The sequence below is a fragment of the Abiotrophia sp. HMSC24B09 genome (genome assembly GCF_001815865.1).
GTDB lineage: Bacteria > Bacillota > Bacilli > Lactobacillales > Aerococcaceae > Abiotrophia.
Map to the genome: position 1 here is coordinate 29,608 of NZ_KV822195.1, position 24,132 is coordinate 53,739.

23 protein-coding genes are annotated in these 24,132 nt (G+C 46.4%); 20 read left to right on the top strand and 3 right to left on the bottom strand.

All coding sequences use genetic code 11. The features are described from left to right. Nucleotides 1-64: 64 nt before the first annotated feature. From HMPREF3093_RS01350 to HMPREF3093_RS01395, 10 genes are all read left to right on the top strand, one after another. Complete coding sequence (locus tag HMPREF3093_RS01350; RefSeq protein ID WP_070755241.1) at nucleotides 65-946, top strand: carbohydrate ABC transporter permease; 882 nt, start codon at nucleotides 65-67, stop codon at nucleotides 944-946. Between the two features lie 19 nt (nucleotides 947-965). Continuing rightward, nucleotides 966-1,799, top strand: coding sequence for a carbohydrate ABC transporter permease (locus HMPREF3093_RS01355; protein ID WP_023391088.1), 834 nt, complete (start codon nucleotides 966-968; stop codon nucleotides 1,797-1,799). An 8-nt stretch (nucleotides 1,800-1,807) separates the two neighbouring features. Then, nucleotides 1,808-2,494, top strand: coding sequence for an N-acetylmannosamine-6-phosphate 2-epimerase (locus tag HMPREF3093_RS01360; RefSeq protein ID WP_023391087.1), 687 nt, complete (start codon nucleotides 1,808-1,810; stop codon nucleotides 2,492-2,494). Between the two features lie 32 nt (nucleotides 2,495-2,526). Then, nucleotides 2,527-2,850, top strand: coding sequence for a hypothetical protein (locus HMPREF3093_RS01365; RefSeq protein WP_023391086.1), 324 nt, complete (start codon nucleotides 2,527-2,529; stop codon nucleotides 2,848-2,850). Between the two features lie 29 nt (nucleotides 2,851-2,879). Beyond that, nucleotides 2,880-3,323, top strand: coding sequence for a NanQ anomerase/TabA/YiaL family protein (locus HMPREF3093_RS01370; RefSeq protein WP_070755242.1), 444 nt, complete (start codon nucleotides 2,880-2,882; stop codon nucleotides 3,321-3,323). Between the two features lie 17 nt (nucleotides 3,324-3,340). Beyond that, nucleotides 3,341-4,258, top strand: a complete 918-nt coding sequence (locus tag HMPREF3093_RS01375; protein WP_070755243.1) for a dihydrodipicolinate synthase family protein — start codon at nucleotides 3,341-3,343, stop codon at nucleotides 4,256-4,258. 114 nt (nucleotides 4,259-4,372) lie between these two features. After that, complete coding sequence (locus HMPREF3093_RS01380) at nucleotides 4,373-7,894, top strand: sialidase family protein (protein WP_070755244.1); 3,522 nt, start codon at nucleotides 4,373-4,375, stop codon at nucleotides 7,892-7,894. Between the two features lie 152 nt (nucleotides 7,895-8,046). Then, nucleotides 8,047-8,694, top strand: coding sequence for a hypothetical protein (locus tag HMPREF3093_RS01385; protein WP_083316228.1), 648 nt, complete (start codon nucleotides 8,047-8,049; stop codon nucleotides 8,692-8,694). Nucleotides 8,695-8,710: 16 nt separating this feature from the next. After that, nucleotides 8,711-9,472 carry a purine nucleoside phosphorylase YfiH/LACC1 family protein gene (locus HMPREF3093_RS01390; protein WP_070755245.1) on the top strand — a complete coding sequence of 254 codons (762 nt, stop codon included), beginning with the start codon at nucleotides 8,711-8,713 and terminating at the stop codon, nucleotides 9,470-9,472. 16 nt (nucleotides 9,473-9,488) lie between these two features. Then, nucleotides 9,489-10,073: a uracil-DNA glycosylase family protein gene (locus HMPREF3093_RS01395; protein WP_070755246.1), complete on the top strand. Its 585-nt coding sequence runs from the start codon at nucleotides 9,489-9,491 to the stop codon at nucleotides 10,071-10,073. A 25-nt stretch (nucleotides 10,074-10,098) separates the two neighbouring features. Here the strand turns inward: HMPREF3093_RS01395 and HMPREF3093_RS01400 are convergent, their stop codons facing one another. Further along, nucleotides 10,099-10,614, bottom strand: a complete 516-nt coding sequence (locus HMPREF3093_RS01400; protein WP_070755247.1) for a NusG domain II-containing protein — start codon at nucleotides 10,612-10,614, stop codon at nucleotides 10,099-10,101. Nucleotides 10,615-10,777: 163 nt separating this feature from the next. On the opposite strand from HMPREF3093_RS01400, the gene HMPREF3093_RS01405 reads away from it, so the two are divergent. The 3 genes from HMPREF3093_RS01405 (at nucleotide 10,778) to serS (ending at nucleotide 13,252) form a co-directional block, all read left to right on the top strand. Further along, nucleotides 10,778-11,056 (top strand): hypothetical protein, encoded by a 279-nt coding sequence (locus tag HMPREF3093_RS01405; RefSeq protein WP_070755248.1) that lies wholly within the window; start codon nucleotides 10,778-10,780, stop codon nucleotides 11,054-11,056. An 87-nt stretch (nucleotides 11,057-11,143) separates the two neighbouring features. After that, complete coding sequence (gene trmL / locus HMPREF3093_RS01410; protein WP_070755249.1) at nucleotides 11,144-11,671, top strand: tRNA (uridine(34)/cytosine(34)/5-carboxymethylaminomethyluridine(34)-2'-O)-methyltransferase TrmL; 528 nt, start codon at nucleotides 11,144-11,146, stop codon at nucleotides 11,669-11,671. A gap of 300 nt (nucleotides 11,672-11,971) precedes the next feature. Continuing rightward, nucleotides 11,972-13,252, top strand: a complete 1,281-nt coding sequence (gene serS / locus HMPREF3093_RS01415; protein WP_070755250.1) for a serine--tRNA ligase — start codon at nucleotides 11,972-11,974, stop codon at nucleotides 13,250-13,252. Between the two features lie 100 nt (nucleotides 13,253-13,352). On the opposite strand, the gene HMPREF3093_RS01420 is transcribed toward serS, so the two are convergent. Further along, nucleotides 13,353-13,859: a PTS sugar transporter subunit IIA gene (locus HMPREF3093_RS01420; protein ID WP_023391075.1), complete on the bottom strand. Its 507-nt coding sequence runs from the start codon at nucleotides 13,857-13,859 to the stop codon at nucleotides 13,353-13,355. 131 nt (nucleotides 13,860-13,990) lie between these two features. Here HMPREF3093_RS01420 and HMPREF3093_RS01425 point away from each other — a divergent pair, with 131 nt between their 5' ends. Beyond that, a complete protein-coding gene (locus HMPREF3093_RS01425) occupies nucleotides 13,991-14,833 on the top strand; it encodes an undecaprenyl-diphosphate phosphatase (RefSeq protein WP_180363248.1) in 843 nt (280 codons plus the stop codon). Between the two features lie 50 nt (nucleotides 14,834-14,883). On the opposite strand, the gene HMPREF3093_RS01430 is transcribed toward HMPREF3093_RS01425, so the two are convergent. Next, on the bottom strand, nucleotides 14,884-15,909 hold the full coding sequence (locus tag HMPREF3093_RS01430; protein WP_070755251.1) for a lactonase family protein: 1,026 nt from the start codon (nucleotides 15,907-15,909) through the stop codon (nucleotides 14,884-14,886). Nucleotides 15,910-16,028: 119 nt separating this feature from the next. On the opposite strand from HMPREF3093_RS01430, the gene HMPREF3093_RS01435 reads away from it, so the two are divergent. The 6 genes from HMPREF3093_RS01435 to HMPREF3093_RS01460 all read left to right on the top strand — a co-directional run bounded on the left by HMPREF3093_RS01435 (nucleotide 16,029) and on the right by HMPREF3093_RS01460 (nucleotide 24,070). After that, nucleotides 16,029-17,234: an AI-2E family transporter gene (locus HMPREF3093_RS01435; RefSeq protein ID WP_070755252.1), complete on the top strand. Its 1,206-nt coding sequence runs from the start codon at nucleotides 16,029-16,031 to the stop codon at nucleotides 17,232-17,234. A gap of 7 nt (nucleotides 17,235-17,241) precedes the next feature. Further along, complete coding sequence (locus HMPREF3093_RS01440; RefSeq protein WP_070755253.1) at nucleotides 17,242-18,681, top strand: DUF4352 domain-containing protein; 1,440 nt, start codon at nucleotides 17,242-17,244, stop codon at nucleotides 18,679-18,681. Nucleotides 18,682-18,864: 183 nt separating this feature from the next. Further along, on the top strand, nucleotides 18,865-19,407 hold the full coding sequence (locus HMPREF3093_RS01445) for a biotin transporter BioY (protein WP_070755254.1): 543 nt from the start codon (nucleotides 18,865-18,867) through the stop codon (nucleotides 19,405-19,407). 96 nt (nucleotides 19,408-19,503) lie between these two features. Next, nucleotides 19,504-20,667, top strand: coding sequence for an A/G-specific adenine glycosylase (gene mutY, locus HMPREF3093_RS01450; RefSeq protein ID WP_070755257.1), 1,164 nt, complete (start codon nucleotides 19,504-19,506; stop codon nucleotides 20,665-20,667). Then, on the top strand, nucleotides 20,664-22,355 hold the full coding sequence (locus HMPREF3093_RS01455) for an ABC transporter ATP-binding protein (protein ID WP_070755258.1): 1,692 nt from the start codon (nucleotides 20,664-20,666) through the stop codon (nucleotides 22,353-22,355). Before mutY ends, HMPREF3093_RS01455 begins: the two co-directional genes overlap by 4 nt. Beyond that, complete coding sequence (locus HMPREF3093_RS01460) at nucleotides 22,352-24,070, top strand: ABC transporter ATP-binding protein (protein ID WP_070755259.1); 1,719 nt, start codon at nucleotides 22,352-22,354, stop codon at nucleotides 24,068-24,070. The genes HMPREF3093_RS01455 and HMPREF3093_RS01460 overlap by 4 nt, the downstream gene beginning before the upstream one ends. Nucleotides 24,071-24,132: the final 62 nt, after the last annotated feature.

The following is a 24,132-nucleotide window of genomic DNA, read 5'->3' on the forward strand; positions in this document are numbered from 1 at the left end:
TCGCGACCTAGGGTAGCCGATTTGTCCCTTTTATTATGAATTATTCTCTCGAAAGGAGATCTCTATGTTAGCCAAATTAAGAAGAAAGTACGACTTTAGCGCCTATCTGTTCATTGCACCTGCTATGGCCTTCTTCCTGACTTTCGTACTCTATCCAATGTTACGCGGGATTTACATGTCCTTGCTCAAGTATAGAGGGCGGAGAGTTAGCTTTGTAGGCTTAGACAACTACACTAAGCTCTTAGGCGACCAGACTTTTATTAAGTCCTTAAGTAACACTATTTTTATCGTAGCAATTGCAGTGCCAATTGTAGTAGTCTTATCCCTCTTCATCGCCATTAACATCTATAACAAATCAGCTCATGTACGGAGCTTCTTCCGTGGCGTTTTCTACTTGCCAGCTGTATCCTCAGTTGTTTCGATTACAGTGGTATGGTTGTGGATTTATAACCCAGACTTTGGGATTCTCAATTATATTCTCAAATCCATGAATGTCATTGAAGGTAATGTCCAATGGTTAGGAAACGCCTCTACTGCTATTTATGCAGTCATTGCCGTTCTAATTACGACCAGTATTGGTCAGCCGATTATTCTCTATATTGCAGCTTTAGGGAACGTTCCAGTGGAACTGCTCGAGTCTGCTAAGATTGACGGCGCCAACAACTGGACCATCTTCAAAAACATTATTTGGCCATTGATTATGCCAACGACCCTTTATATCGTGGTTACAACCACCATCAACAGTTTCCAAATCTTTGCCTTAATCCAATTGATGACTTCTGGTGGTCCTAACTATGCGACAAGCACTATCATGTACCAAGTCTACGAGATGGGGATTAAACAGCAATCCTTTGGCCAAGCCTCTGCATGGGGTGTTGTGCTAGCCTTGATTATTGCTTTAATCTCGGCTGTTCAATACAAATACTTCAACCGCGATATTGATTAGGAAGAGGTGACGATTTAACATGGAATTCAAAAAATTCGGTCTCTACAACATTATTTCCTTCACATTGTTGGCATTCTTGACCATTTTCTTCATCTTCCCATTCTATTGGATTGCAACAGGTGCCTTTAAGGTTCAAGACGTCGCCATTGCCATCCCACCAGAATGGTTCCCGATGAGCCCAACTTTAGATAACTTCAAATCCCTCCTAGTGCCGTTAACTGCACGTTGGTTCTTCAACTCTGTATTTGTTTCAGTGGTAACAACCATCTTGGTCTGCACGACGGCTTCCTTAGCTGGCTATGCCTTAGCTAAGAAACGTTTCCCAGGCGCTGGCTTACTCTTTGCCGTATTTATCGCGGCCATGGCCTTGCCAAAACAAGTTATCTTGATTCCTTTGCTTCAATTGATTACTGATCTCAAGCTTATGGATACCTACCGCGCCTTGATTTTGCCTGCTGTCGGTTGGCCATTCGGGATCTTCCTCATGAAGCAATTCTCCCACTCTGTACCTGATTCTCTCTTAGAATCTGCAGACATTGACGGATGTGGTGAAATCAAGAAATTCGTCAATATCGTCTTACCAATTGTTAAACCAGGTATTGGTGCCTTGGCTATCTTCACCTTCATTTCCTCTTGGAACGACTATTTCTCCCAATTGGTATTCACTAACTCAGAAACAATGAAGACTTTGCCTTTAGGTTTGGCGTCTATGGCTCAATCTGCTGAGTTCTCCCTGAACTATGGGGTCCTCATGGCTGGCGCGCTCTTGGCTTCCTTGCCAATGATTATTGTCTTCCTGATGTTCCAAAGCTTCTTTGCCCAAGGTATTACGGTCGGGGCGGTGAAAGGATAGTGAGCACAATGCATCCAACGATTGAACGATTAAAAGGAAAACTAATTATTTCCTGTCAGGCTTTACCTGGCGAACCGCTCTACCGAGAAGAAGGTGGGGTCATGGTTCTCATGGCCAAAGCAGCTATTGAGGCTGGAGCTGTCGGTATCCGGGCCCAAGGGGTTACAGATATTGCCCAGATTAAGGAAGCCTTTGATGTGCCAGTGATTGGGATTATTAAGCGAGCTTATCCAGGCTATGGTTCCTACATTACCGCCACCATGCAAGAAGTGGATGAGCTAGTAGCAGTTGGTTCTGATATTATTGCCCTCGATGCTACCTTACGTGAGCGGGCAGGGGAGACCTTGGATGAGTTCATCGCTCAAATCAAGGCAAAATACCCGAATCAATTGCTGATGGCCGATATTTCCACTTTGGAAGAGGGACTGAATGCTGAACGCCTAGGTTTTGACTTGATTGGGACTACCATGAATGGGTATACGCCTTATACGGAAGGTCAAACAACCGGTCCTAACTTTGAGTTAATGAAAGCCTTAGTGGAACAAACCCATACTCCAATTGTGGCTGAAGGTAAGATCCATACACCAGAAGACCTAGCAACAGCTTTCGCCCAAGGGATTCACACAGCCGTTGTAGGCGGCGCTATTACGCGACCACTAGAAATTGCTAAACGCTTCGTTAGCGTAGTAAACTAAAGAAATGCAAGAAAGAGAAAGGAGTGCCTGATATGACCTTGGAGCAACTGATTATTGGTTGGTTCTTCTATGGTATCTTCTTCATGGGCTTGTCGGTTTTGGCAACCTATCTGATTAACCGAGTAGCTAAGCGTTACTATACGGCGCCACTCATTATCAATGCGGTAGCCATTATTATTCTCATGGGGATGGTCGCCTTAAAACAATTTACGGCAGACATGTTCCTACAGAATTACCTCTTTACTTACATGCCAATTGTGGCGGCTAGTGTCACCTATAATCTGGTACTCTTTCTCATTCGACGCGGGCGACCTCTGCACGATCCTCGCGAAGAAGCCTTAGATACAGATAAATAAGCAATTGTCGGTAAAGAGGAGGTGAAAAGATGATTGTAGATCAATTACAAGGTCTTCAAGAATACAGCGACCGAATTCCCCATATTAAAGCAGCACTCGAAACATTCAATAGCTTAGCTCAAAAAGCTATCGGACGATATGATTTCGAGGGAGGATACTTCTTCATCCAAGATGGAGAGCTAGGTGCAGTTGATGAATCTCATTATGAAGCCCATCAGAAATGGTTAGATATCCATGTGCCGCTTGAAGGCCATGAATATCTCATTGTGGCCCCTACATGTCAGCTGAATGAAGTCACCGCCTACGATGCCGAAAAGGACATTGCCTTTTTGGATGGTCCAATCCAGACCATTGTTAAACTCTATCCTGGACAAGCCTGTGTGGTATTTCCAGAAGATGCACATAAGCCGGCCCGCCATTTGGGCCAGGTTAGTGCTTATAAAAAGTTAGTTATTAAATTACCGGTTGCATAACCAAAGGAGTCTTAAACGTGTCAAAATTCGATAAGTACAAAGGAATTATCCCAGCCTTCTATGCCTGCTATGACGATGAAGGCAATATCAGCCCAGAACGTACCCAAGCCCTAGCTAAACATTACCTAGAAGTAGGGGTCAAAGGTCTCTACGTTGGCGGTTCGTCTGGCGAGTGTATCTACCAAAATATAGAAGAACGTAAACTAGTCTTAGAACATGTTATGAAGGCAGTTGGTGGCAAGATGACCATCATTGCCCACGTAGCGGCTGCCTCCACACGTGATTCAGTTGAGTTAGCTAAGCATGCGGAAAGCTTAGGGGTAGATGCCTTAGCAGCCATCCCACCAATTTACTTCCGCTTGCCAGAACATTCCATTAAGGATTACTGGAATGCTATGATTGATGCCACAGAGCTTGACTTCATTATTTACAACATTCCGCAACTGTCAGGCTATGCCTTAACTCCTAGCATGTTCAAGTCAATGTTGGAAAATCCTAAAGTGATTGGGGTTAAGAACTCTTCCATGCCAGTCCAAGACTTAATCACTTGGAAGTTGACGGCTGGTGACCGCGAAGTAGTCGTCTTCAACGGTCCAGATGAGCAATTCATCGGTGGTCGTGTCATGGGGGCTGATGGGGGAATCGGTGGTACCTATGGGGTAATGCCAGAACTCTTCTTAGCAGCTAATGCAGCCCTAGAAGCAGGCGATCTAGCCCTAGCCTTTACGATCCAAGGTCGCATTGATGAAATCATCTTCACCTTGGTAAGTGGTAAAGCTAACCTTTATGCCGTACAGAAAGAAATCCTCAAGCGTGAAGGACTCAACTGTGGTTCTGTCCGCCCACCATTAACAGGTGTAGGGCCAGAAGACTTAGCCGTTGTTGACAAGGCGCACGCTATGATCCAAGCCGCTCGGGCGGAATTTGTTAAATAATCACTCACACTATGCAAGACCTGACTACTAGGGAGCTAGTTTTATGCTAGCTACCCTGGTAGCCAGATTTTGTCGTATCAGCAACCCAAAATCCCTATAATTTGGAGGCTTAACATGAGTAAACAAGCAAAAGATCTTTTTGATCGCCGGTCTCGCTTCGCCATTCGTAAATTAGCGACGGGAGTCTTCTCAGTTGTTATTGGACATGTCCTATTTTTATCACCTCAAACGAGTGTTGCGGCTCAAGAAATCACTCAAACAAGCCCAACAGAGGCTATTAGTCAGCCTGAAAATGTAAACGTTTCCGAAAATGGTGATGTACTTTCTGAAACTAATAGACAAGATGTAAATGCTGTGTCTGAAAGGGAAGAGGAAAAACCTAGTGATAATACAACAGATACTGGGCTAGGTGAGACACAAGATGAACAATTGCGACGAGATGAAATTGTTCGTGATGTGGGACGAGAGAATCAAGTTTTAGAGCAAGACGATTTGGAGACAAATAGTGAAAACAATCAACGAGTAGATTTATCCCAACATCTTGAAACTCTAAAAAAACTTACTAACGCTACAATCCATATGGAATTTAAGCCTAGTGAACAGGCTCCGCAGTTCTACAATCTTTTTTCTGTTTCTAGCAATAAGTATGCTAATGAGTATTTTACTTTAGCAGTTAATAAAGGAACGGCTGTAGTCGAGGGGAGAGGACGACAAGGGGAACAATTCTATGGAAGTTTTAATGATGCTCTCCTCAAGGTAATCCCAGGTAAATGGAATTCAGTGACCTTCACCGTAGAAAGACCGGATCCTAGTCAGGCAGCAGGTCAAGTACGTCTTTATGTCAATGGCGTACTATCTCGAACGAGTCCGGTCTCCGGGAAATTTTTGAGCGATATGCCTGATTTAACTGATGTTCAAATTGGGAAGACGCGTCGTGCTAAAGATCTTCGTTGGGGTAGTGATTTGAAAGTTCGTAATTTAACGATTTATAATCGAGTATTGACGCAAGATGAAGTGGCAGAACGCAGTCAATTATTACAAAGAGAACCATTGAAAATGACTCCTGCACCAGGGGCAGAAATTTCTGACAAGCAGGATGTCTTCTCAAGTGGCAGAAATGGGCGACCAAACTCAGACGGGATTGCCAGCTATCGAATCCCGGCCTTGCTTAAAACTGATAAGGGGACTTTAATTGCTGCAGCCGATGAGCGTCGTCTTCACGCTTCTGACTGGGGCGATATTGGGATGGTTGTTCGTCGTAGTGAAGACGGCGGTAAGACTTGGGGTGACCGCATTCATATTGCCAACTTGCGCGATAATCCTAATCCAGAGCGCGCAGATCAAGCATCCCCAGTTACCATTGACCAAGTGCTAGTTCAAGACCCAACCACTAAACGCATTTTCTCTATTTACGATATGTTCCCAGAAGGCCGAGGTATCTTCGGTATGTCAGAACACAAGGAAACTATGTATCAGACCATTGACGGTAAGACTTATCAAGTTCTCTATCGAGAAGGGGAGCAAGGTCTCTACACTATTCGCGAGCAAGGGTATGTCTATGCACCTGATGGAACCAAGACAGACTATCGAGTAGTAGTAGATCCGGTAAAACCAAAATATGAAGACAAAGGGGACATCTACCAAGGTGAGAATCTCTTAGGTAATGTCTACTTTACTAGCAACAAGACCTCACCTTTCCGAGTAGCCAAAGACAACTATCTCTGGTTATCATACAGTGATGATGATGGTAAGACCTGGTCAGCGCCACGTGATATTACGCCAATGGTTAAACCTGACTGGATGAAATTCTTGGGGGTAGGTCCAGGAACCGGGACTGTTTTGCGTACAGGACCACACGCAGGACGCTTATTAGTTCCAACCTATTCAACCAATTTTGCTTCTCATCTCAGAGGTTCACAATCATCCCGACTTATTTATTCTGATGATCATGGAGAAACCTGGCACATGGGAGAGGCGGTTAATGATGGACGCCAGGTTGACGGTAAGACCTTAGATTCAAGTACTATGGATGATTACTGGCATCAAAATACTGAAGCGTCTGCTGTTCAACTCGATAATGGTCAAGTTAAGCTCTTTATGCGTGGTCTTTCAGGAGATCTTCAAGTAGCGACTAGTCATGATGGTGGCCGTACTTGGGACAAGACAGTTACTCGTTACCGTGATGTACATGACTCATATGTCCAATTAGCAGCCATATCAACCCACTACCAAGGTCAAGAATATATCGTACTTACTAATGCTAATGGGCAAGGTAATTCTCGAACTGAAGGAACTATTCGACTTGCCCGAGTAGAGACGGATGGTAGTCTGACCTGGCTTCATCATCGTCTGATTCAATCGGGGGCATATGCATATAATTCTGTACAAGAAATAGAACCGGGTACTTATGGAATTCTCTATGAGCACAAAGAAGGGACTCAAAATGACTTTACCCTGTCTTATAAGACAGTGAATTGGGACTTCATTACTAAAGATCCAAGTCAATCCCGTCTCGTTAAAGCACTAAATACAGAGAATTTCGATGGTAATATTTTTGCGGTTAACTTCGATCATGAAGTCTTAGTTAATGATTCTCCTGTATTGACACTTTCAAATGGGAAGACGGCACACTTCTATACTCAGCTATCTAGCAAGACATTGCTTTTCACAGCAGAGGCAGTAACTGACAGAGTAAGTATCATTGGCTTACAGTCTGGACATATTGAAAGTTTGCATGGATTACCTGTTGAGGTAGAAGGAATTACCTTGCCGTATACTTCAACAGAACCAACCAACCCAGTGACACCAGATCCAGTTGAGCCAACGCAGCCAGTGACCCCGGATCCAGTTGAGCCAACCAACCCAGTGACCCCAGATCCAGTTGAACCAACGCAGCCAGTGACACCAGATCCAGTTGAGCCAACCAACCCGGTGACCCCGGATCCAGTTGAGCCAACCAACCCGGTGACTCCAGATCCAGGAACTTCGGATGTAACAGTTCCTCTTTATCGAAGTCAGGGGGTTAATGTCACCTATAATCAGGATGGAACAGTGACCTTTGAAGATAATGACAAAGATACTGGAGTCAGTGTGACAATTCCACCTGAAGGATTGGGCAAAGAGGTAGTGGCATTGCATGTGGGACGCGTTAAGATTCCAGGTTTAGCTGAAAATGTCTTGGTTTATGAGATTCATTTCCAAGACAAGGCTGGCCAAGGTGTCCAAATTGAGCGACCAGCCCAAGTATCGATTCCGGTTAGCGGTGTTGTTTCAAAAGCCTATCACTTAGATAACCAAGGAAAGGCGATAGAATCTGCAGATTTCCGTATGTCAGAAGATGGACGCAAGGTCATCTTGACTGCGCCTCACTTCTCACTCTATGCAGTTGAGGTTGGATCAAGTCAGCAAGGACCTAGTCAAACAACTCAATCACAAGCACAAAGTCAATTACAGCCAACACCAACTAGTTCGATAATTGCTTCAGCCAAGCAAAGTCCCGAGGCTTCGTCGAATATGGCTAAACAGGGGCAATTGCCAGCTGCTGGGGAAGAGAGTAATTTCTTCTTTAGTGCTGCAGCACTCAGCCTCTTAGCTGGTTTAGGGCTTGCAAGCTATAAGCCAAAAGAAACAGAATAATCTTGATAGCTCGGGGGTAGGCTCACCCTTTGGAGCATAACGAATTAAAGACACGACCTTTTCTCCTTTGGTCGTGTCTTTTGTAATTTTGAAGCGCCAAGCTAGGGGGACTAAGTCATAATTTGATATAATAGGGTAAAAGGGGGAGTGAGATGATGAAGTGGGAACAGTCGCTGACAGACTATCTGACCTATCAAGATCAGCACTATCGTAATCCAGCTAAACTAGATAATCCAGTAGAAATTGAGGACATGGAATGCCTCAAAAGAAGTGGCCAGGCAGCTCGTCAGGCTTTTTCGAAATTGGCGACTGCCTTCGGGCAAGCTTTTCCAGATTGGACTCAGGGGCGAGTAAGTGCCTGGATGAATCAAGCTCAAGTGACTCGACCTCATTTTTGGGTCTATTATTTTCCACCAGGAAATCGGCCGGCTAATCCAAGCTTTGCCTTGAGACTAGTATCGGATCAAGGGGTGCTCACCGTCTGCTTGGAGTTAAGTTTCATTGAACGAAATCGCCAAGAGGAGACGCTAGCCCAACAGGCGCGAATCTTAGAAGTGCCAGCACCACAAGAGGCCTATTACTGGGTTCAGGATTCAGATAAGCAAACGCGACGCATGACCACAAGTGAAAGTCACCGGCAAGAGCTGGTACAAGCCTATGAGGCGGGGCAGGTACGCAAGGTACTATTGCGTCAAGATATGGAGCCATTGGCGGACTATGGCGACTTAGAAGCTTTGGTTCAGGACTTAGTTAAGGCAGTAGCTGGCTTTTGGCTCCTTTATCAAGTTACCCAAAGCTAGGGAAGGAGACATGAAAATGGACTATGAGCATATAAAGGGACCTGACTACGACTACTACACGGTGCCGGCTTTGCTTGAAGCGGGCTTGGAGCATCGTTTTATTGGTAAGCCACTTAATTTCAAACCTGATTTTAAGGAGGCATCCGTAGAAGTTGTCAATCGAACTTTTCTAAAAGCCGATATGCCTCTAGCAGAGGTGCACCAGGTTCACGGAACTAATATCTGCCAAGTAAGGACCGGCCAATTGGGGACGGGGTGGGGGTTACGCTCTCTAGGCGACTACGATGGCTTGGTAACAGAGGCAAGCGATTTGGCCTTAATGGTCAAGATTGCGGACTGTATTCCAATTATTCTTTTTGACCCGGTTAAAAAGGTGTTTGCCCTAGTTCATTCTGGCTGGCCGGGCACACTCCAATCGATTGGCCAAAAAGCCTTAGAAGTTATGATGAGCCAATATGATGTGAGGCCATCTAATCTGCTGATTGCCTACGGACCTGCCCTTAGCATGGAAGATTTTCAGGTACAGGAAGATGTCTATGGTCGCTTCCAACCCTTAGAAGCGAGTCATCCCCAGGCCTTCAGGCAGGAGGATGAGCATCATTGGCTAATAGATACCAAAGGGATTAATAAGGAGCGTTTCCTAGCTATGGGGGTGCCTTTAGAGCAACAATATGATGTGGCTGTGTCGACCAAACAAGCCTTAGGCTGTCATTCTTACCGACGCGATGGACGGGAAGGCTATGGCCTCAATGCAGTTGTCGCCTATCTAAAATCCTAAGAGGAGGGAATAGAGTATGGTCAAAGATAATTTAAAGATTTGCGATGCTATCATGCAAGCGCCAGAAAACCAGGTTTACAGCAAGGCGGGGATTGAGCCACTTTTTACGGCGCCAAAAACTGCACGATTAGTAATTGTTGGGCAAGCCCCGGGCTTAGCTACCCAAGAAGCCGGTCGCCCTTGGGATGATCGCTCTGGCGATCGCTTGCGGGAATGGTTGGGGATGGATTGTTCGACTTTCTATGATTCGGATCTTTTGGCAATTCTCCCCATGGATTTCTATTATCCTGGCAAGGGTAAATCAGGCGATTTGCCACCACGCAAGGGATTTGCAGCTAATTGGCATCCTCAGATCCTAGCTCAATTACCAGAGGTTAGATTGACTCTATTAGTCGGACGTTATGCCCAGGACTATTATTTAGCTAAGAGCAAAAGAAGCAATTTGACAGAAACAGTCGCCCATTATCAGGACTATTTGCCGGACTATTTTCCCTTAGTTCACCCCTCGCCACTCAACCAACGGTGGCTGAAACAGCATCCCTGGTTTGAGCAAGAAGTAATACCAGATTTACAAAAGTTGATTCACACAATCCTCAAGTAAAAAAGGACTGGAGATTCTCCAGTCCTTATTTTGGTAAAACTAAATCTTCTTCTTGGCTTGAATTAGCGCTAGTTGATTGACTAGTGTCAGTGCGGCCACCGGTTGAACGTTCGCCATGAATCTCGATAATGAGTCCGTGGGGCAAGCAAATGGAAACCTGACCTGGTCGGCCCACCCAACTAGTTTTAACCGCAATTTGATCAGGGCTGTTATCTTCGCGCACGCGAATTCGTTTGCCATCACGCTCAATAATGTTATACTGTCCCGGATGTGGGTAGTAGGTTTTATCTTCATGAGGAGCGTCTTCCGAGAGGTCGAAACGGTCCACTTCCTTGCCGTCTATTTTGATGAGGGCATAGGTGGAGGAAGATGCGAGAGTGGCCTTAGTGCTAGACGCTTCAGTAACTTGGCCGACTTCCTCCGAATTATTCAAGCCTTGGTAGTGGTAGAAGGTCAGGATATTGGGCAAGAAAGATAAGGCAATGACCCCTAAAATAATCAGGTAATCAAAAGGTTTTAATAAGCTAAATAACCGTTTCATTGAGGAATCACCACCTTGTCTGAGCACAAAACTAGTACTATTGTATAAAAAAAGGGTAGAATAAGCTAGCAATTTGTGCCGTTTTTTGGTAAGATACCATTATGCCAATAAAAAGCGCTAGCCGCTTTATAAAAAAATGCAAGCAAAAGGAGTTTTAAATACCATGTCATTAAAAGCAGAATTACGCGAAAAAGTGGGCTCTGGCTCAGCTAAAAAAGTACGTGAAGCTGGTTTAGTTCCAGCAACTTTATACGGGAAAGGTTCAGAAGCTGTTTCTTTAACAGTTAACCGTCGTGAACTCGATGTTGTCTTGAAAACTCAAGGTTTGAGCCAAGCTTTTGAATTAGAATTCGACGGCAAAAAAGAAAATGTTGTCGTTAAAGCTGTTAACAAGGCTGCTTTGGCAGACGAAATCTACAGCGTAGACTTCAAACTCGCTTAATTTTAAATGATAAGTCCCGCTAGTCAGTTCTTGGCAGCGGGATTTTTTGTGGGACCCTCTGCAGGCGACCACTAAGAAGGAGAGCCTATGAAAAATCATATTGCCTTATATCAACCGCTAATGCCGGCTAACACGGGAAATATTTCCAGAACTTGTGCAGCCACCAATACCCCGCTTCATCTAATCAAGCCCTTGGGTTTTTCGACCGATGATAAGATGCTCAAGCGTGCGGGTCTAGATTACTGGGAGCATGTGGAAGTTCACTACCATGAAAGTCTGGAGGATTTCTTAGCTTATGTGGGTGAGCGACCACTCTACTTGATTACCAAGTTTGCGCCGCGCATTTATTGTCAGGCGGACCTAGCTCAAAATAGTGCTGGCGAGCAATTCTTCCTTTTCGGTAAGGAAACAACCGGTTTGCCCGCTGACTTGATGGAGGAACGCAAGGCGGACTGCTTGCGCATTCCGATGAATGACCAGCATGTTCGGAGTTTGAATTTGTCCAATACAGCCAATATCGTCATTTATGAAGCCTTGAGACAACAAGCTTTTGAGGGATTGGATGTCACCCATCACTATCGTGACACGGACAAGGCTCGTGATCTCAACTGGTAGACTTGCGCCCGTTACTGATTCGTGATAGTATAGAAGCAGATAAATGATGCGACGGTTTTGACTAGTACAGGATAGGACGTCTTCAGAGAGATGATGGCTGGTGTGAATCATCACGGACTAGCCCTGGAATCCACCAGAACCCTGCAGCCTATGACTCAAGTAGTGCCGGTTGCCCCCGTTACAGGCCTTAAGTGCAGGAATAATGTCCTGAAATCGGGTGGTACCGCGAAACCAAGAAGAGCCTTTCGTCCCAATAAGACGAAGGCTCTTTTTGTTATTTGGCCAAAAGGAGGAAATGAAATGTTAGATCGTAAATTATTGCGTGAACAATTTGAATGGGTGGTAGAGAAATTAGCCACTCGTGGTGTAGACCGGGAGGTATTAGAGAATTATCGCCGCCTAGATAGCGAACGCCGTGAACTTTTGATCGACGTTGAAGGGGCTAAACAATACCGTAACCAAGTGTCTGGAGAAATCGCCCAACTCAAACGCAACAAGGAAAATGCGGATGATAAGATTGCTGAAATGAAAGAAATCGGTGATCGCATTAAGCGTGACGACGAGCGTTTGGCTCAAATCGAAGCAGATTTAGAGGCCATCGAGCATCGTTTGCCTAACCTTCCAGCTGAAGGGGTACCAGTGGGGGCCGATGAAGAGGATAATGTGGAAGTACGTCGTTGGGGAACGCCGCGCAAGTTCGACTTTACGCCACTTAATCACTGGGAAATTGCTGAAAAATTAGATATTATCGACTTTGAACGTGGAGCTAAGGTGTCTGGAAGTCGCTTCGTCTTCTACAAGGGCTTGGGGGCGCGTTTGGAGCGGGCCATCTATAACTTTATGTTGGATACTCATACCCAACACAATGGCTACCAAGAAATTATCCCGCCATACATGGTGAATGACCAATCTATGTTCGGGACAGGTCAATATCCTAAATTCGTGGAAGACACCTTCCGGGTTAATGACGAACGCGGTTTGACCCTGATTCCAACAGCTGAAGTCCCATTGACCAACTATTATGCTAACGAAATCTTACCACTTGAGAACTTGCCAATTAAATTCACTGCCTTGAGCCCTTCTTTCCGTTCTGAAGCGGGGAGTGCGGGTCGTGATACACGTGGTCTTATTCGTTTGCATCAATTTAACAAGGTGGAAATGGTTAAATATGCGCATCCAGATCATTCCTTCGAAGAATTAGAGAGCATGACCCAAAATGCTGAAGGTATTTTACAAGCCTTAGGATTGCCATACCGTGTTATTACTTTATGTACTGGTGACATGGGCTTCTCAGCAACTAAGACCTATGACTTAGAAGTCTGGATTCCAGGCCAAGACACTTATCGCGAAATTTCATCTTGCTCAAACTGTGGCGACTTCCAAGCTCGTCGTGCTAAGATTCGCTTCCGCAATGCTGATGACAAGGTGGAATATGTTCACACCTTGAATGGCTCAGGTTTGGCGGTAGGGCGGACCTTCGTGGCCATCCTAGAAAACTACCAACAAGCGGACGGGTCTGTTAAGATTCCTGAAGCCTTGGTACCTTACATGAACGGTATTACCGAAATTCCAGCTAAATAATAAATAGTAAGAGGCTAAAACAAAAGTTTTAGCCTCTTTTCTGATAATCAACAAATCAAAAAAGAGCTAGAGATTATCCCTAGCTCCTAATAGCTTGCGCTTATTTTAAGATTAATTTACCAATTTCTTGGCCACGGCTTACTTGACCTGAAGCAGTGAGTTCGAAGCTTTCTACTAAATCATTACCGTTAGTGAAAATCACGATCATAGCATTATCTTTGCCTTCGGCTGCTAATTGGTCTAAGTCAACGCTTGATACTAGGGTGTTAGCATCAACGTGTTGAGCGTCAGAAACCTTGGTGTCGAATGGACCACCGTTAAGTGCTACAGTATCAATCCCCATGTGGAGCAATACTTCTAAGGCACCAGACTTGAAGCCAACTGCGTGTTTAGTAGGGAAGACATTGACCACTTCACCTGCAACAGGCGCAGAAATTTCACCATTAGAAGGGACGATTGCGAAGCCATCACCCATCATTTTTTGCGCGAAGACGATGTCGTTTACTTCTTCGATGTTAATCAATTGACCATCAGCGACAGCGTAGAGTGTTACTTCTTTTGAAACGGGAGCCGCTTCTTCTTTTTTCTTTTTGAAAAATCCAAACATGATCCTATCTCCTTTGTGTTTGAAATTTATTTCTTGTCCTTATCATACCACATTCTTTGCGAGAAGTTCAATGCATTTAATGCCAAGATGGTGTATAATGGGTGATAGCTTATAGAGAAAGGACCTAAAATATGAATGGAATTATTGAATTAGTGAAGGTAATCATCCTTGGGATTGTTGAGGGGATTACCGAATGGCTACCGATTTCTTCGACTGGCCATATGCGTTTAGTGGATGCTTTTATGCCACTACAACTGGAAAAGACCTTTACCGATATGTTTTTCGTGGTCATTCAGCTGGGGGCTATCTTGGCAGTAATGGTGGTCTTCTTCCACAAACTTAATCCGCTGTCGCCAAGCAAGTCAGCAGCAGAAAAGAAAAACACCTGGCTTTTATGGTCTAAGGTGATTGTGGCGACTATGCCAGCCTTTGTTCTGGGTTTCCTCTTAGATGACTTAATGGACCAATACTTCGACCAGCCATGGGTCTATGCTATTACATTTACCGTCTACGGTTTAGCCTTTATCTGGGTGGAATCCGGCAAGCGTAAAGCTAAAGCAAGCCGTATCAATAGTTTAGAAGCCATTAGCTATAAAGATGCTGCCCTCATGGGGCTATGGCAGTGCTTGGCCTTGGTGCCAGGGACTTCTCGTTCTGGGGCTACTATTATCGGGGCGCTCTTAATGGGAACCAAACGCTATGTAGCGACTGAATTCTCCTTCTTCATGAGTATCCCAGTCATGTTTGGGGCAAGTTTCCTCAAGTTAGTGAAGTTTGGCTTCCACTATACAGCGGCTGAAGCGACTTATCTAATCTTAGGGATGTTGATTGCCTTCGGGGTATCACTCTTAGTCATTAACTTCCTCTTGGGTTATATCAAGAAACACGACTTCAAGGTTTTTGGTTACTACCGTGTAGCCTTAGGGATCTTAGTAGCGGTACTATACTTGCTAGGAGTATTTAAAGGCAAATAAAAAAATGTCTGGGACCTATTGAGGGTTCCAGACATTTTTTATTATCAAAGTTAGATAGGATAGATACAGACACATTCAGGCGCCTGGGTCTCTGCCTCGATGAAGGTGACAAGTCCACTGTCAGCATTGCGACTGAAGACAGCGATATGGTCACTGTCTTGGTGGGGCACAAGGAGGTAAGTCTGGTCTTGGCTTAGGACGAAGTCCCGTGGAATCTGTCCGCCACTGGCAATTTCTTGAATCTTAAGAGGCTGCTGAGGGTCGGCCAGAGAAAAGACGCAGATGACATCATGGAAGCGGCTGGAAGTATAGAGAAAACGACCGTCCTGGCTGATGCGAATGGCAGCACTAGCGGCAGATTCTAAAAATTCAGGATCTAGCAGGGCTTGCTCATGGACCAAGCTAAGTTGACCTCTTGAATCAAGGGCTAGGGTTAGAAGGCTATTAGCCAGCTCGCCAATGACATATACTAGATTTTGACTCGGATGAAAGACTAGGTGACGAGGACCAGTTCCCGGTGGACAAGTAAAGGTCTGAACCAAACTGAGAGCTCCAGAGCTAGGGGTTACGTCATAGACATAAATTTTGTCACTGCCCAAATCGCAGACATAGAGCAGGTCGCCCTCAGGATTTAAGCCCACAAAATGGATATGGGCACTGGCTTGATTAGGGTGAACGCTAGATCCCACATGTTCGTGGCGTTCGAAAGGACTTAAGACAGCCTGGTCATAATGGTAGCTATCAACGGAGCCTTCATGGTAATTAGCAACATAGACGGTCTGACTAGCTTCATGGACGGCTAGATGGCAGCCAGGGATTTTGGTATTGAGTAGGCGACTGACCTCCTGCCAGTCCTTACCCTGGTGTCTAAAGGCTACCAAGCCACTTTCTTCCTGACCGCGGTGAAGGGCGAAAAGGGTGCCACTTTCCTTGGCATAGGCTAGAAAAGTAGGTTGATTGAGTTTAGCAATCAGCTGTGGCTCGCTTAAATGGCCAGTAACAGGGTCAAAGTCAAGGCTTGAAATTCCTTGGTTGCGCCCCTTAGTGTAGCCACCTAGGATATAGGTTTCCGTCATAAAATCAGGTCCTTTCGCAAATGATTTGAGTTTTATAGCCTTGGCCGTGTATAAATCTAAGACAAGGCACCTATCCTTATGGTAGAATAAGATGACAGAAATTTCAAGGAGGGAGTTCTATGCAAGAACACACACCAAAACGCCAGTCGTCTTGGTTTACCCGTCAATTCCTAAATAGCCAGATGGTAGTCAGTCTTCTGATTTTGCTCTTGGTTTTATTAATTATTTGGGTCTTTACTAGAATTACACACGTTTTCGCGCCAATCGGGGTGGTCATTGATGTGGCGGCTTTCCCTATCATTACCTCAGGTGTCCTCTATTATCTGCTTTATCCACTAGTAGATCGATTGCAAGCGCGGGGAATGAATCGCCAGTGGGCCATTTGGGCTATTTTTATTGGCTTAATTCTATTGTCAGCTTGGGGAATTGCCTCCCTTATTCCGACCCTACAGACTCAGATTCTAAGCTTTGCTCGTAGTCTGCCCAAGTACTATGATGAAATCTATCATATGTTGTATCAGTCACCTTTTCTGACTGAGAATAAGGAAGTCACCCAACGACTACAGTCCTTCCTAGATGGTTTTGATTTCCGCAGTATGGCGGAGCAGCTGAGTCGTTTCGCTTCTTCGACCTTCGGTAGTTTAGGATCCGTGGTAGGGGCAGTGACCTCCGTCATTATGGGGCTCTTGACCGTGCCAATTATTCTCTATTATCTCTTGGCAGATGGTCAGCATTTGGGCGATTATATTCTGAAATTCGTGCCGACTAAGCACCGTGCCATGGCATCTCGTATGATGTATCAAGGACACTATCAAGTGGCTCAATATATTCGGGGCCAAATCATTGTGGCAATCTGCGTTGCCATTATGTTCTCTATTGGTTACAGTATTGTCGGGCTAGACTATGCTATTGCCCTTGGGGTCGTGTCTGGTTTCCTCAATATCATTCCCTTCCTAGGATCCTTCATCGCAGTGATTCCGGCCTTTATCATTGCCTTGATTACCAGTCCTGTGATGGTCCTGAAGGTGGCCATTGTCATGATGGTCGAGCAAACCATCGAAGGGCGTTTTATTGCCCCACAAGTTCTGGGGAATAACCTCAAGATTCATCCGGTAACCATTCTGATTGTGCTCTTATCAGCTGGTAAGGCCTTCGGGTTAGTCGGGGTCATCCTAGGGGTGCCAGGTTACGCCGTTATCAAAGTAATCGTGGGTGAGTTTTATGAATTATATCGTGAGCGTTCTGGGGCATATGGTCCCAAAGAAGCTATCCAAGCTCCAACAGACCAAACTAGCCAAGAACTTGCTAGCAATGAAAGAAAGTAGTGATAGGATGTCAGTAAAACAAGTATTCAAACGTGTGACCCTATTGGGTCTAGCCCTAGCGACCGGCTTGAGCCAAGGCGCACTCTTAGTGAGTGCTCAGACTGAGTCGTCTTCCAGTGGCCAAGTCAAGATGGTAGATCCTGCCGAGTCTAGTTCTTCCTACCAAGAGGCGGATACCTCGGTTAGCCGTGAGGCCTACAATCAATTAGAAGAATTGCTTAAACAAAATAGCCAGGTTAAAATTAATCCCCAAGCCTTCTACCAAACAGATGATGATTTTAAGGCAGACCAACAGAACTTTGCCGTGACAGTGGATATGTTGCGACTCTACACAGTTAATAGTTTTGCCAAAGAATTAGAGAATGAGTTCAACTTTGAAGAAGGTGGCGGGGGATTAGTGGTCATGCACGTCTCTATCACCAACAAGACCAAAGAAACCGTTCATTATCCGATTGAGGAGCTTAAGTTATCTTATAACGAGGCTAGCTTAGAAGTATCGCCAAGTTACCAACTCTACCCTGCAGAGGATGGCAACCTAGCTCAAACCTTATCTGACAATAAGGGGACCATTGATGCCGGTCAAACAGTGTCTGGCTACCTGGTCTTTGGTTTAAGTGCTAGTTCAGTCAAACGTGTTCAGGAAGATGGCTACTTCTATATCAAGGTAGTTTCTCCTAAGCGTAGCGAATCTGATATTACCGGGATTAGTGTTAATAGTTTAGGTGACGAGCAGTTACTTTATCTGCCAGCCAATGATGAAGCGGCTAAATCGCTCAAAGAATCTGCTACTCATGTACCAGACCGTCTAACTACAGAATACTGGGGTACTAAGAGAGTCTTGGCTGACGATAAGCCTAAGCTTAAGGAAAGTGATGAAGGTATCGATGTGACGATTACGCGTTTGGAAGTCAGTGATTTCCAACCAAATAGCTACAACGAAGAATCCTTCCGTAACTTTAAATATGGGGCCGTGATTGTTTCCGTCGAATATGATGTGACCAACAAGTCCCAAAAGACGCTCTTGCCAGTTGACGGCAATACAGTCCTAACTATTAATGGAGATCCGATTAATAGCGACTATGTCTTAACCAACCAGGTTTACGGTAAGGAATTGGCGCCTGGTCAAACCTATCATGTTATCAAGACTTTCGCCTTGGACAAGAGTCGCTACCAAGAACTCTGGCAAGGTCATGATTATAGCCTAACCATTTCCGTTCCTGAAAAGAAACTAGTAGTGGATTCTGCAAGCTCAAGCCAAGAGGGGCAAGAAGGTCAAGCTGATTCAGAAACTCAAGGAGCTCAAGTGCAAGGCCAAACTGCCAACCCAGCGCCTGAAGTGACCACCTATAGTGTTACCTTCAATTTGGTGCCTAAGTTGATTCAGACGCTTAGCGAAGACCTGAAGCTTCAACCTGCTAATAGCACAAACAATAGTCAAAACCCATAGTAGGGAAGGGTTGGGATCTAGGTCTCAGCCTTTTTCTTATGGTTAGGGTGGGTGGCCTGTTCTTTTTTTGTTTTTGCGTCAACCTTACCCTATCGATAGGTTGACATTAAGGGGCGAATTGCCTATACTCATAACATAGCTATTATTTTAGGGGCCACATCCCCAAATAAAGGAGTTTTTCTAATGTTCAATGATTTTAAAGATGTTCGTGTCTTAACCCGCATGGCCTTAGGTTTGGCAGTCTTAATCGTCTGCTCCTATTTGTCCTTCCCCTTGTGGGGCTTCCCAGCACCTATTACCATGCAGACTTTTGCCCTCTGCTTGATTGGTTTGGTCTATAAACCTAAACAAGCCTTGGCGATTATCTTACTCTACCTATTGCTAGGGGCTGTAGGCTTACCGGTATTTGCTGGTGGTCGCGGTGGATTTGCTTCTTTTGTAGGGCCAGCAGGGGGTTACCTCTTCTCCTTCCCAATTGCCTATACCTTGTTGTCTGTCTTCAAGGGCAAGAAGCCAAGCTTTGTCTCTTATGCTTTGCGGACCATCATCATCACCGTTCCAATTGTAACGGTCATGGGGATTTGGGGCTTCGTGCAGTTCGCGCAAATGGATTTAACTAAAGCAGTGACGACTGCCTTGATCTTTGTACCAGGTGACATCCTCAAAGCAGTTGTATCAGGTTTCTTAGCAGACCGTCTGCAGGTGGTAACACGTCATTTTAACTAAGCATCTTCCTGCCCGGGAAACAAGTGATTGAACTTGGTTCTCGGGCTTTTTTTGGTTATAATAAATGAGAATGTGAGTAGGAAGGAACGTCTCTATATGACTAATTCTAGAAGTAGCTGGCCTCAAGCTATGGCAGCTTGGGATCAGACCCGTGTCCAGGCCTTTCGGAAAGACCTCCTAGCCTGGTACGATAAAAATAAGCGTGATTTGCCCTGGCGTAAGAGTCAGGATCCCTATGCCATCTGGGTTAGCGAGATTATGTTGCAACAAACCCAGGTGGCTACTGTTATTCCCTATTATCAACGTTTTATGGCGGCCTTGCCCACAGTGGCCGACTTAGCTCAAGCACCAGAAGAGACCCTGCTCAATCTCTGGCAGGGACTGGGCTACTATAGCCGAGTCCGTAATATGCAGGCAGCGGCTCAACAAGTTATGGCTGACTTTGGCGGTCAGATGCCTGATCAAGTTGACAGCCTCTTAAGTCTCAAAGGCATTGGCCCCTATACGGCGGCTGCCATCGCCTCCATGGCCTTTGGTCGGGTGGCGCCGGCCCTGGACGGCAACCTCTTCCGGATTGTAGCTCGCCTCTTCCGCCTTAAAGATGACATTGCCCTGCTTAAAAGTCGTAAGGTCTTTATGGAAATTCTGGATATTTTGATTGACCCAGATCGGCCAGGAGATTTTAACCAGGCCATGATGGATTTGGGAGCCTGCGTCATGACGCCAAGCAATCCCCGGCCAGACAATCATCCCTTGGCGGCATATGATGCTTCCTATCAAGTTGGGGATTCTGACCAATATCCGGTCAAGAGCAAAAAAGTCAAACAAACCCGGCATGATTTGACCGCCTACTTTCTTGTGGATAGCCAAGGCAATTGGCTCCTGCGCCGACATGGGGAGAATGAACTCCTGACAGGACTTTGGCACTTCCCAATGCTGGAACAAAGTATGGTCTATGAAGAAGTGACGGCGGCCGAATTGACTGAGCCACTCTTAGATTGGCTAAGGGAAGAAGCTCTAGTAGAGGGGGATAGTCCCCTAAGTAACCAAGTATTGAGTACAGGCCTAGGCCAAGTCAAGCATGTCTTCAGCCACCGAATTTGGCAGGTGCAGTTGGTAGGCTTGCGGTTGGATACAAGCAGTCCCCTCCAAGAAGGCTGGTGCTGGGTGGCGCCAGAGGCTGTTGGCCAGCTACCTCTGTCTACCTTGCAGGAAAAACTCATGCAGGTCCTAGTTCATGAAAGAGAGGCCGTCCGATGAAATCCTTATGGTCTTTTTTTAAGGGCTACCGTGGGGTGGCCCTTTTGGGGCCCTTGCTTAAGTTGGCGGAAGCCCTACTTGAATTAGCGGTACCCTTGGTAGTGGCCCAAATTATTGACCGCATCTTGACGGGTGACGGTGCTATTTGGGGATCCATTGTCTTGCTGTTGGGCTTGGCCCTGGCGGGTGTCCTCATGGCCATTACGGCCCAGTATTTTTCAGCCAAGGCGGCCATTGGCTATACCCGGCAATTGACCCAGGCCCTCTATCAAAAGATTAGTCGTCTATCAGAGTCGCAACGTCAGACTATAGGGGAATCCAGTCTGATTACGCGAGTGACCAATGACAGCTATCAAGTGCAGACGGGGCTTAATATCTTCTTCCGTCTCTTCTTGCGGTCACCTTTTATTGTCTTCGGGGCGGCCTATATGGCCTGGCAACTCAATGCCCAGTTGGCCAGCTATCTCTTAGTCATGATTCTGGTTCTATATCTGATTTTGGCGGTCTTAATGGGGCTGACAGCGCCTGGCTATGTCAAGATTCGCCAAGCTACTGACCGAGTAGTCCAAGTCACGCAAGAAGGCATGGCGGGTTATCGAGTCATCCGGAGTTTTAATCAGGTAGATGGCTATCTGACTACCTATAACCAGGTTAATCAAAACTTGCTTGGCCATCAATTAAAGACCGGCTTCCTGGCAGCTCTTACTAATCCCTTGACTTACCTAGTAGTCAATGTCACCACAGTCTTAGTCCTCTGGCAAGGGGACTGGGCTATGGGCCAAGGCTTGCTAGCCAAAGGGGCGCTGGTGGCTCTGGTCAACTATTTGACCTTGATTTTAGGTGAGTTGATTAAAACAACCATTGTCCTAGGCAACCTCAACAAGGCCTGGATTAGTGCTCAGAGAATTCAAGCAGTCCTGGCTATACCGGAAGAGGACCCAGGCCAGAAAACAAGTAGCCAAGTGACGCGAGACACTTCCGTTTCGACCTGGCAGGCGCAGTCTATGTCCTACACCTATCCAAGTAGTCCCATGCCGACCATTAAGCAGGTTAGCTTGCAACTTCAAGAAGGTCAATGGCTGGGCCTGACCGGGGTAACCGGGGCAGGTAAGACTAGTCTAATCAAACTCCTACTGGGCATCTTACCGGCTGACCAGGGTAGCCTAGTGGGGCCAGATGCTGAAAATTTAGCCTGGGTGCCTCAACAAGCCCAACTCTTCAAAGGGACCATTCGCTCTAATCTACTCTTGGCCCAAGACAAGGCTAGTGACCAGGACTTATGGCAGGCCTTAGCCCTGGCTCAAGCAGACGACTTTGTTGCCGAAAAGGGTGGGCTGGATGCCCAAGTCACAGCCTTTGGTCGTAATTTCTCAGGTGGCCAACGGCAAAGACTGACCGTGGCCCGAGCCTTGCTTAAGGCCAAAAAAGGCCTGATCCTTGATGATGCGACCTCAGCCCTGGACTATGCCACCGAAAGTCGCCTCCTATCTGGCCTAAAGGCGGCGCGACCTGACCTCATGGTCATCATGGTTTCGCAGCGTTTGAATGCCTTGCGTTTTGCTGACCAAATCTTGGTCTTAGAAGATGGCCAGACCACGGGTTATGGCCCAGCCCAAGACTTGGCCCAATCCAATCCATACTACCGGACCCTAGTCCAGACCCAAAGCCAGGGAGGTGACCGCCAATGACACAAGGTCAAGTAATGAAACGTCTACTTAAAGGCTTGGCTAGTCGACCATGGCTCATGAGCCTAGCCTTGCTGTCTACCTTAATCCAGGCGGGTCTCGTCCTCTATCTACCCGTCCTGATTGGTCGGGCCATTGACTGGATTGGGACAGGGCAAGCGCAAGTCCTGCAAGGTTTGCTGGTCCAAATGTTAGTGCTTATTGCCATAACCATTGCCTTCCAGTGGCTCAATCCATGGCTCTACAATCAACTAGTCTATGGCCATATGGCCGAGCTAAGACAGAAGGTCATGGCCCAGCTTCAAGTTAGTCCGGTGCCTGCCCTTGATGGCTTTGGCCTGGGAGACTTGGTCAGCCGTCTGACCAACGATTTGGAGCAATTAACGGATGGCCTTATGATGCTCTTCACTCAACTCATGAGTGGTCTCTTCACTATTGGCGTGACCTTCTATCTCATGGCAGGTATGGACCTGGTTCTCTTTGGCTTGGTAGTCATTCTGACCCCAGTCTCCCTCTTCATTGCCCGTTTTATCGCCAAACAAAGCTATCACCGCTATCGGGATCAAGCCCAGACCCGGAGTGACCAGGCTCAGCGGGTAGAGGAGACCATTCGCCAAATGACCTTGCTGCAGCAACTAGATGCCCAGGAGTTCCTAGCTGACGAGTTCCAAACCTTGAACCAGGCCTATAGCCAGGCAAGCTTGGGGGCGACCTTCTATTCTTCAACGGTCAATCCTATGACCCGCTTCGTCAATGCCTTGATTTATGCCCTCTTAATTGGAGTGGGGGCTAGTCGGGTAGTAGGCGGCCAGTTTACGGTAGGGGAATTGGTGACTTTTCTGGCCTATGCCACCCAGTACACCAAACCCTTCAATGATATCTCCTCCGTCTTATCGGAACTTCAGGGGGCCATTGCCTGTGCCGAACGTCTCTACCAAATTCTGGATTTGCCAAGCTTGGTCGAAAATGCCACGCTTGACCTATCAGGAGACCAGGTTCAAGGCGCTGTTGACTTTGTCGACATGGCCTTCTCCTATGACCTAGCCCAACCCCTGATCCAAGACTTCAATCTGCATGTGCCGCCTGGCAGTATGGTAGCCGTAGTGGGGCCAACTGGTGCCGGTAAATCTACCATGATTAACCTGCTCATGCGCTATTATGAGCCAAGCTCTGGGGCCATTGAGCTAGATGGCCAAGCTATTGCGGCCTATCGACGACAATCTTGGCGGGACCAACTTGGCTTGGTGCCCCAGGAAACCTGGCTCTTCACTGGGACGGTCCATGACAATATTGCCTTTGGTCGACCAGAGGCCAGTCGCCAGGAAGTAGTCGCTGCGGCTAAGGCGGCCAAGGCCCATCATTTTATTGAGCTTCTTCCCCAAGGCTATGACACCATTCTATCAGGACAGGGTGGGGGACTGTCGCAAGGTCAGGCCCAGCTGCTAGCCTTGGCTCGGATTTTTATTAAGCCACCTAAGGTTTTATTGCTGGATGAGGCGACCTCGTCCATCGACGCTTATACCGAGCTCAAGGTCCAAGTGGCCTTCAACCAGCTCATGGCTGGCCGGACCAGTTTTGTCATTGCCCACCGCTTGGCTACTATTCGCAGCGCGGACCTGATTATTGTTATGAATCATGGGGACATTGTGGAGCAAGGGACTCATGAACAACTCATGGCCAAGCGCCAACTTTACTACCAAATGCAAGAAGAAGTCTAAGACTTTTCAGAAAAATTTGATAAGTCCGCATAAAGCCTTAGCATAATAGGTGAAATTGTGCT

What these genes read in the sequence shown, in the direction of transcription:
- HMPREF3093_RS01435 (WP_070755252.1), top strand. Translation starts at nt 16,029, where the DNA reads ATGCAAGAACACACACCAAAACGCCAGTCGTCTTGGTTTACCCGTCAA.
- HMPREF3093_RS01385 (WP_083316228.1), top strand. Translation starts at nt 8,047, where the DNA reads ATGATGAAGTGGGAACAGTCGCTGACAGACTATCTGACCTATCAAGAT.
- HMPREF3093_RS01425 (WP_180363248.1), top strand. Translation starts at nt 13,991, where the DNA reads ATGAATGGAATTATTGAATTAGTGAAGGTAATCATCCTTGGGATTGTT.
- HMPREF3093_RS01445 (WP_070755254.1), top strand. Translation starts at nt 18,865, where the DNA reads ATGTTCAATGATTTTAAAGATGTTCGTGTCTTAACCCGCATGGCCTTA.
- HMPREF3093_RS01455 (WP_070755258.1), top strand. Translation starts at nt 20,664, where the DNA reads ATGAAATCCTTATGGTCTTTTTTTAAGGGCTACCGTGGGGTGGCCCTT.
- trmL (WP_070755249.1), top strand. Translation starts at nt 11,144, where the DNA reads ATGAAAAATCATATTGCCTTATATCAACCGCTAATGCCGGCTAACACG.
- serS (WP_070755250.1), top strand. Translation starts at nt 11,972, where the DNA reads ATGTTAGATCGTAAATTATTGCGTGAACAATTTGAATGGGTGGTAGAG.
- HMPREF3093_RS01430 (WP_070755251.1), bottom strand. Translation starts at nt 15,909, where the DNA reads ATGACGGAAACCTATATCCTAGGTGGCTACACTAAGGGGCGCAACCAA.
- HMPREF3093_RS01440 (WP_070755253.1), top strand. Translation starts at nt 17,242, where the DNA reads ATGTCAGTAAAACAAGTATTCAAACGTGTGACCCTATTGGGTCTAGCC.
- HMPREF3093_RS01460 (WP_070755259.1), top strand. Translation starts at nt 22,352, where the DNA reads ATGACACAAGGTCAAGTAATGAAACGTCTACTTAAAGGCTTGGCTAGT.
- HMPREF3093_RS01370 (WP_070755242.1), top strand. Translation starts at nt 2,880, where the DNA reads ATGATTGTAGATCAATTACAAGGTCTTCAAGAATACAGCGACCGAATT.
- HMPREF3093_RS01380 (WP_070755244.1), top strand. Translation starts at nt 4,373, where the DNA reads ATGAGTAAACAAGCAAAAGATCTTTTTGATCGCCGGTCTCGCTTCGCC.
- HMPREF3093_RS01350 (WP_070755241.1), top strand. Translation starts at nt 65, where the DNA reads ATGTTAGCCAAATTAAGAAGAAAGTACGACTTTAGCGCCTATCTGTTC.
- HMPREF3093_RS01420 (WP_023391075.1), bottom strand. Translation starts at nt 13,859, where the DNA reads ATGTTTGGATTTTTCAAAAAGAAAAAAGAAGAAGCGGCTCCCGTTTCA.
- mutY (WP_070755257.1), top strand. Translation starts at nt 19,504, where the DNA reads ATGACTAATTCTAGAAGTAGCTGGCCTCAAGCTATGGCAGCTTGGGAT.
- HMPREF3093_RS01390 (WP_070755245.1), top strand. Translation starts at nt 8,711, where the DNA reads ATGGACTATGAGCATATAAAGGGACCTGACTACGACTACTACACGGTG.
- HMPREF3093_RS01360 (WP_023391087.1), top strand. Translation starts at nt 1,808, where the DNA reads ATGCATCCAACGATTGAACGATTAAAAGGAAAACTAATTATTTCCTGT.
- HMPREF3093_RS01405 (WP_070755248.1), top strand. Translation starts at nt 10,778, where the DNA reads ATGTCATTAAAAGCAGAATTACGCGAAAAAGTGGGCTCTGGCTCAGCT.
- HMPREF3093_RS01395 (WP_070755246.1), top strand. Translation starts at nt 9,489, where the DNA reads ATGGTCAAAGATAATTTAAAGATTTGCGATGCTATCATGCAAGCGCCA.
- HMPREF3093_RS01355 (WP_023391088.1), top strand. Translation starts at nt 966, where the DNA reads ATGGAATTCAAAAAATTCGGTCTCTACAACATTATTTCCTTCACATTG.
- HMPREF3093_RS01365 (WP_023391086.1), top strand. Translation starts at nt 2,527, where the DNA reads ATGACCTTGGAGCAACTGATTATTGGTTGGTTCTTCTATGGTATCTTC.
- HMPREF3093_RS01400 (WP_070755247.1), bottom strand. Translation starts at nt 10,614, where the DNA reads ATGAAACGGTTATTTAGCTTATTAAAACCTTTTGATTACCTGATTATT.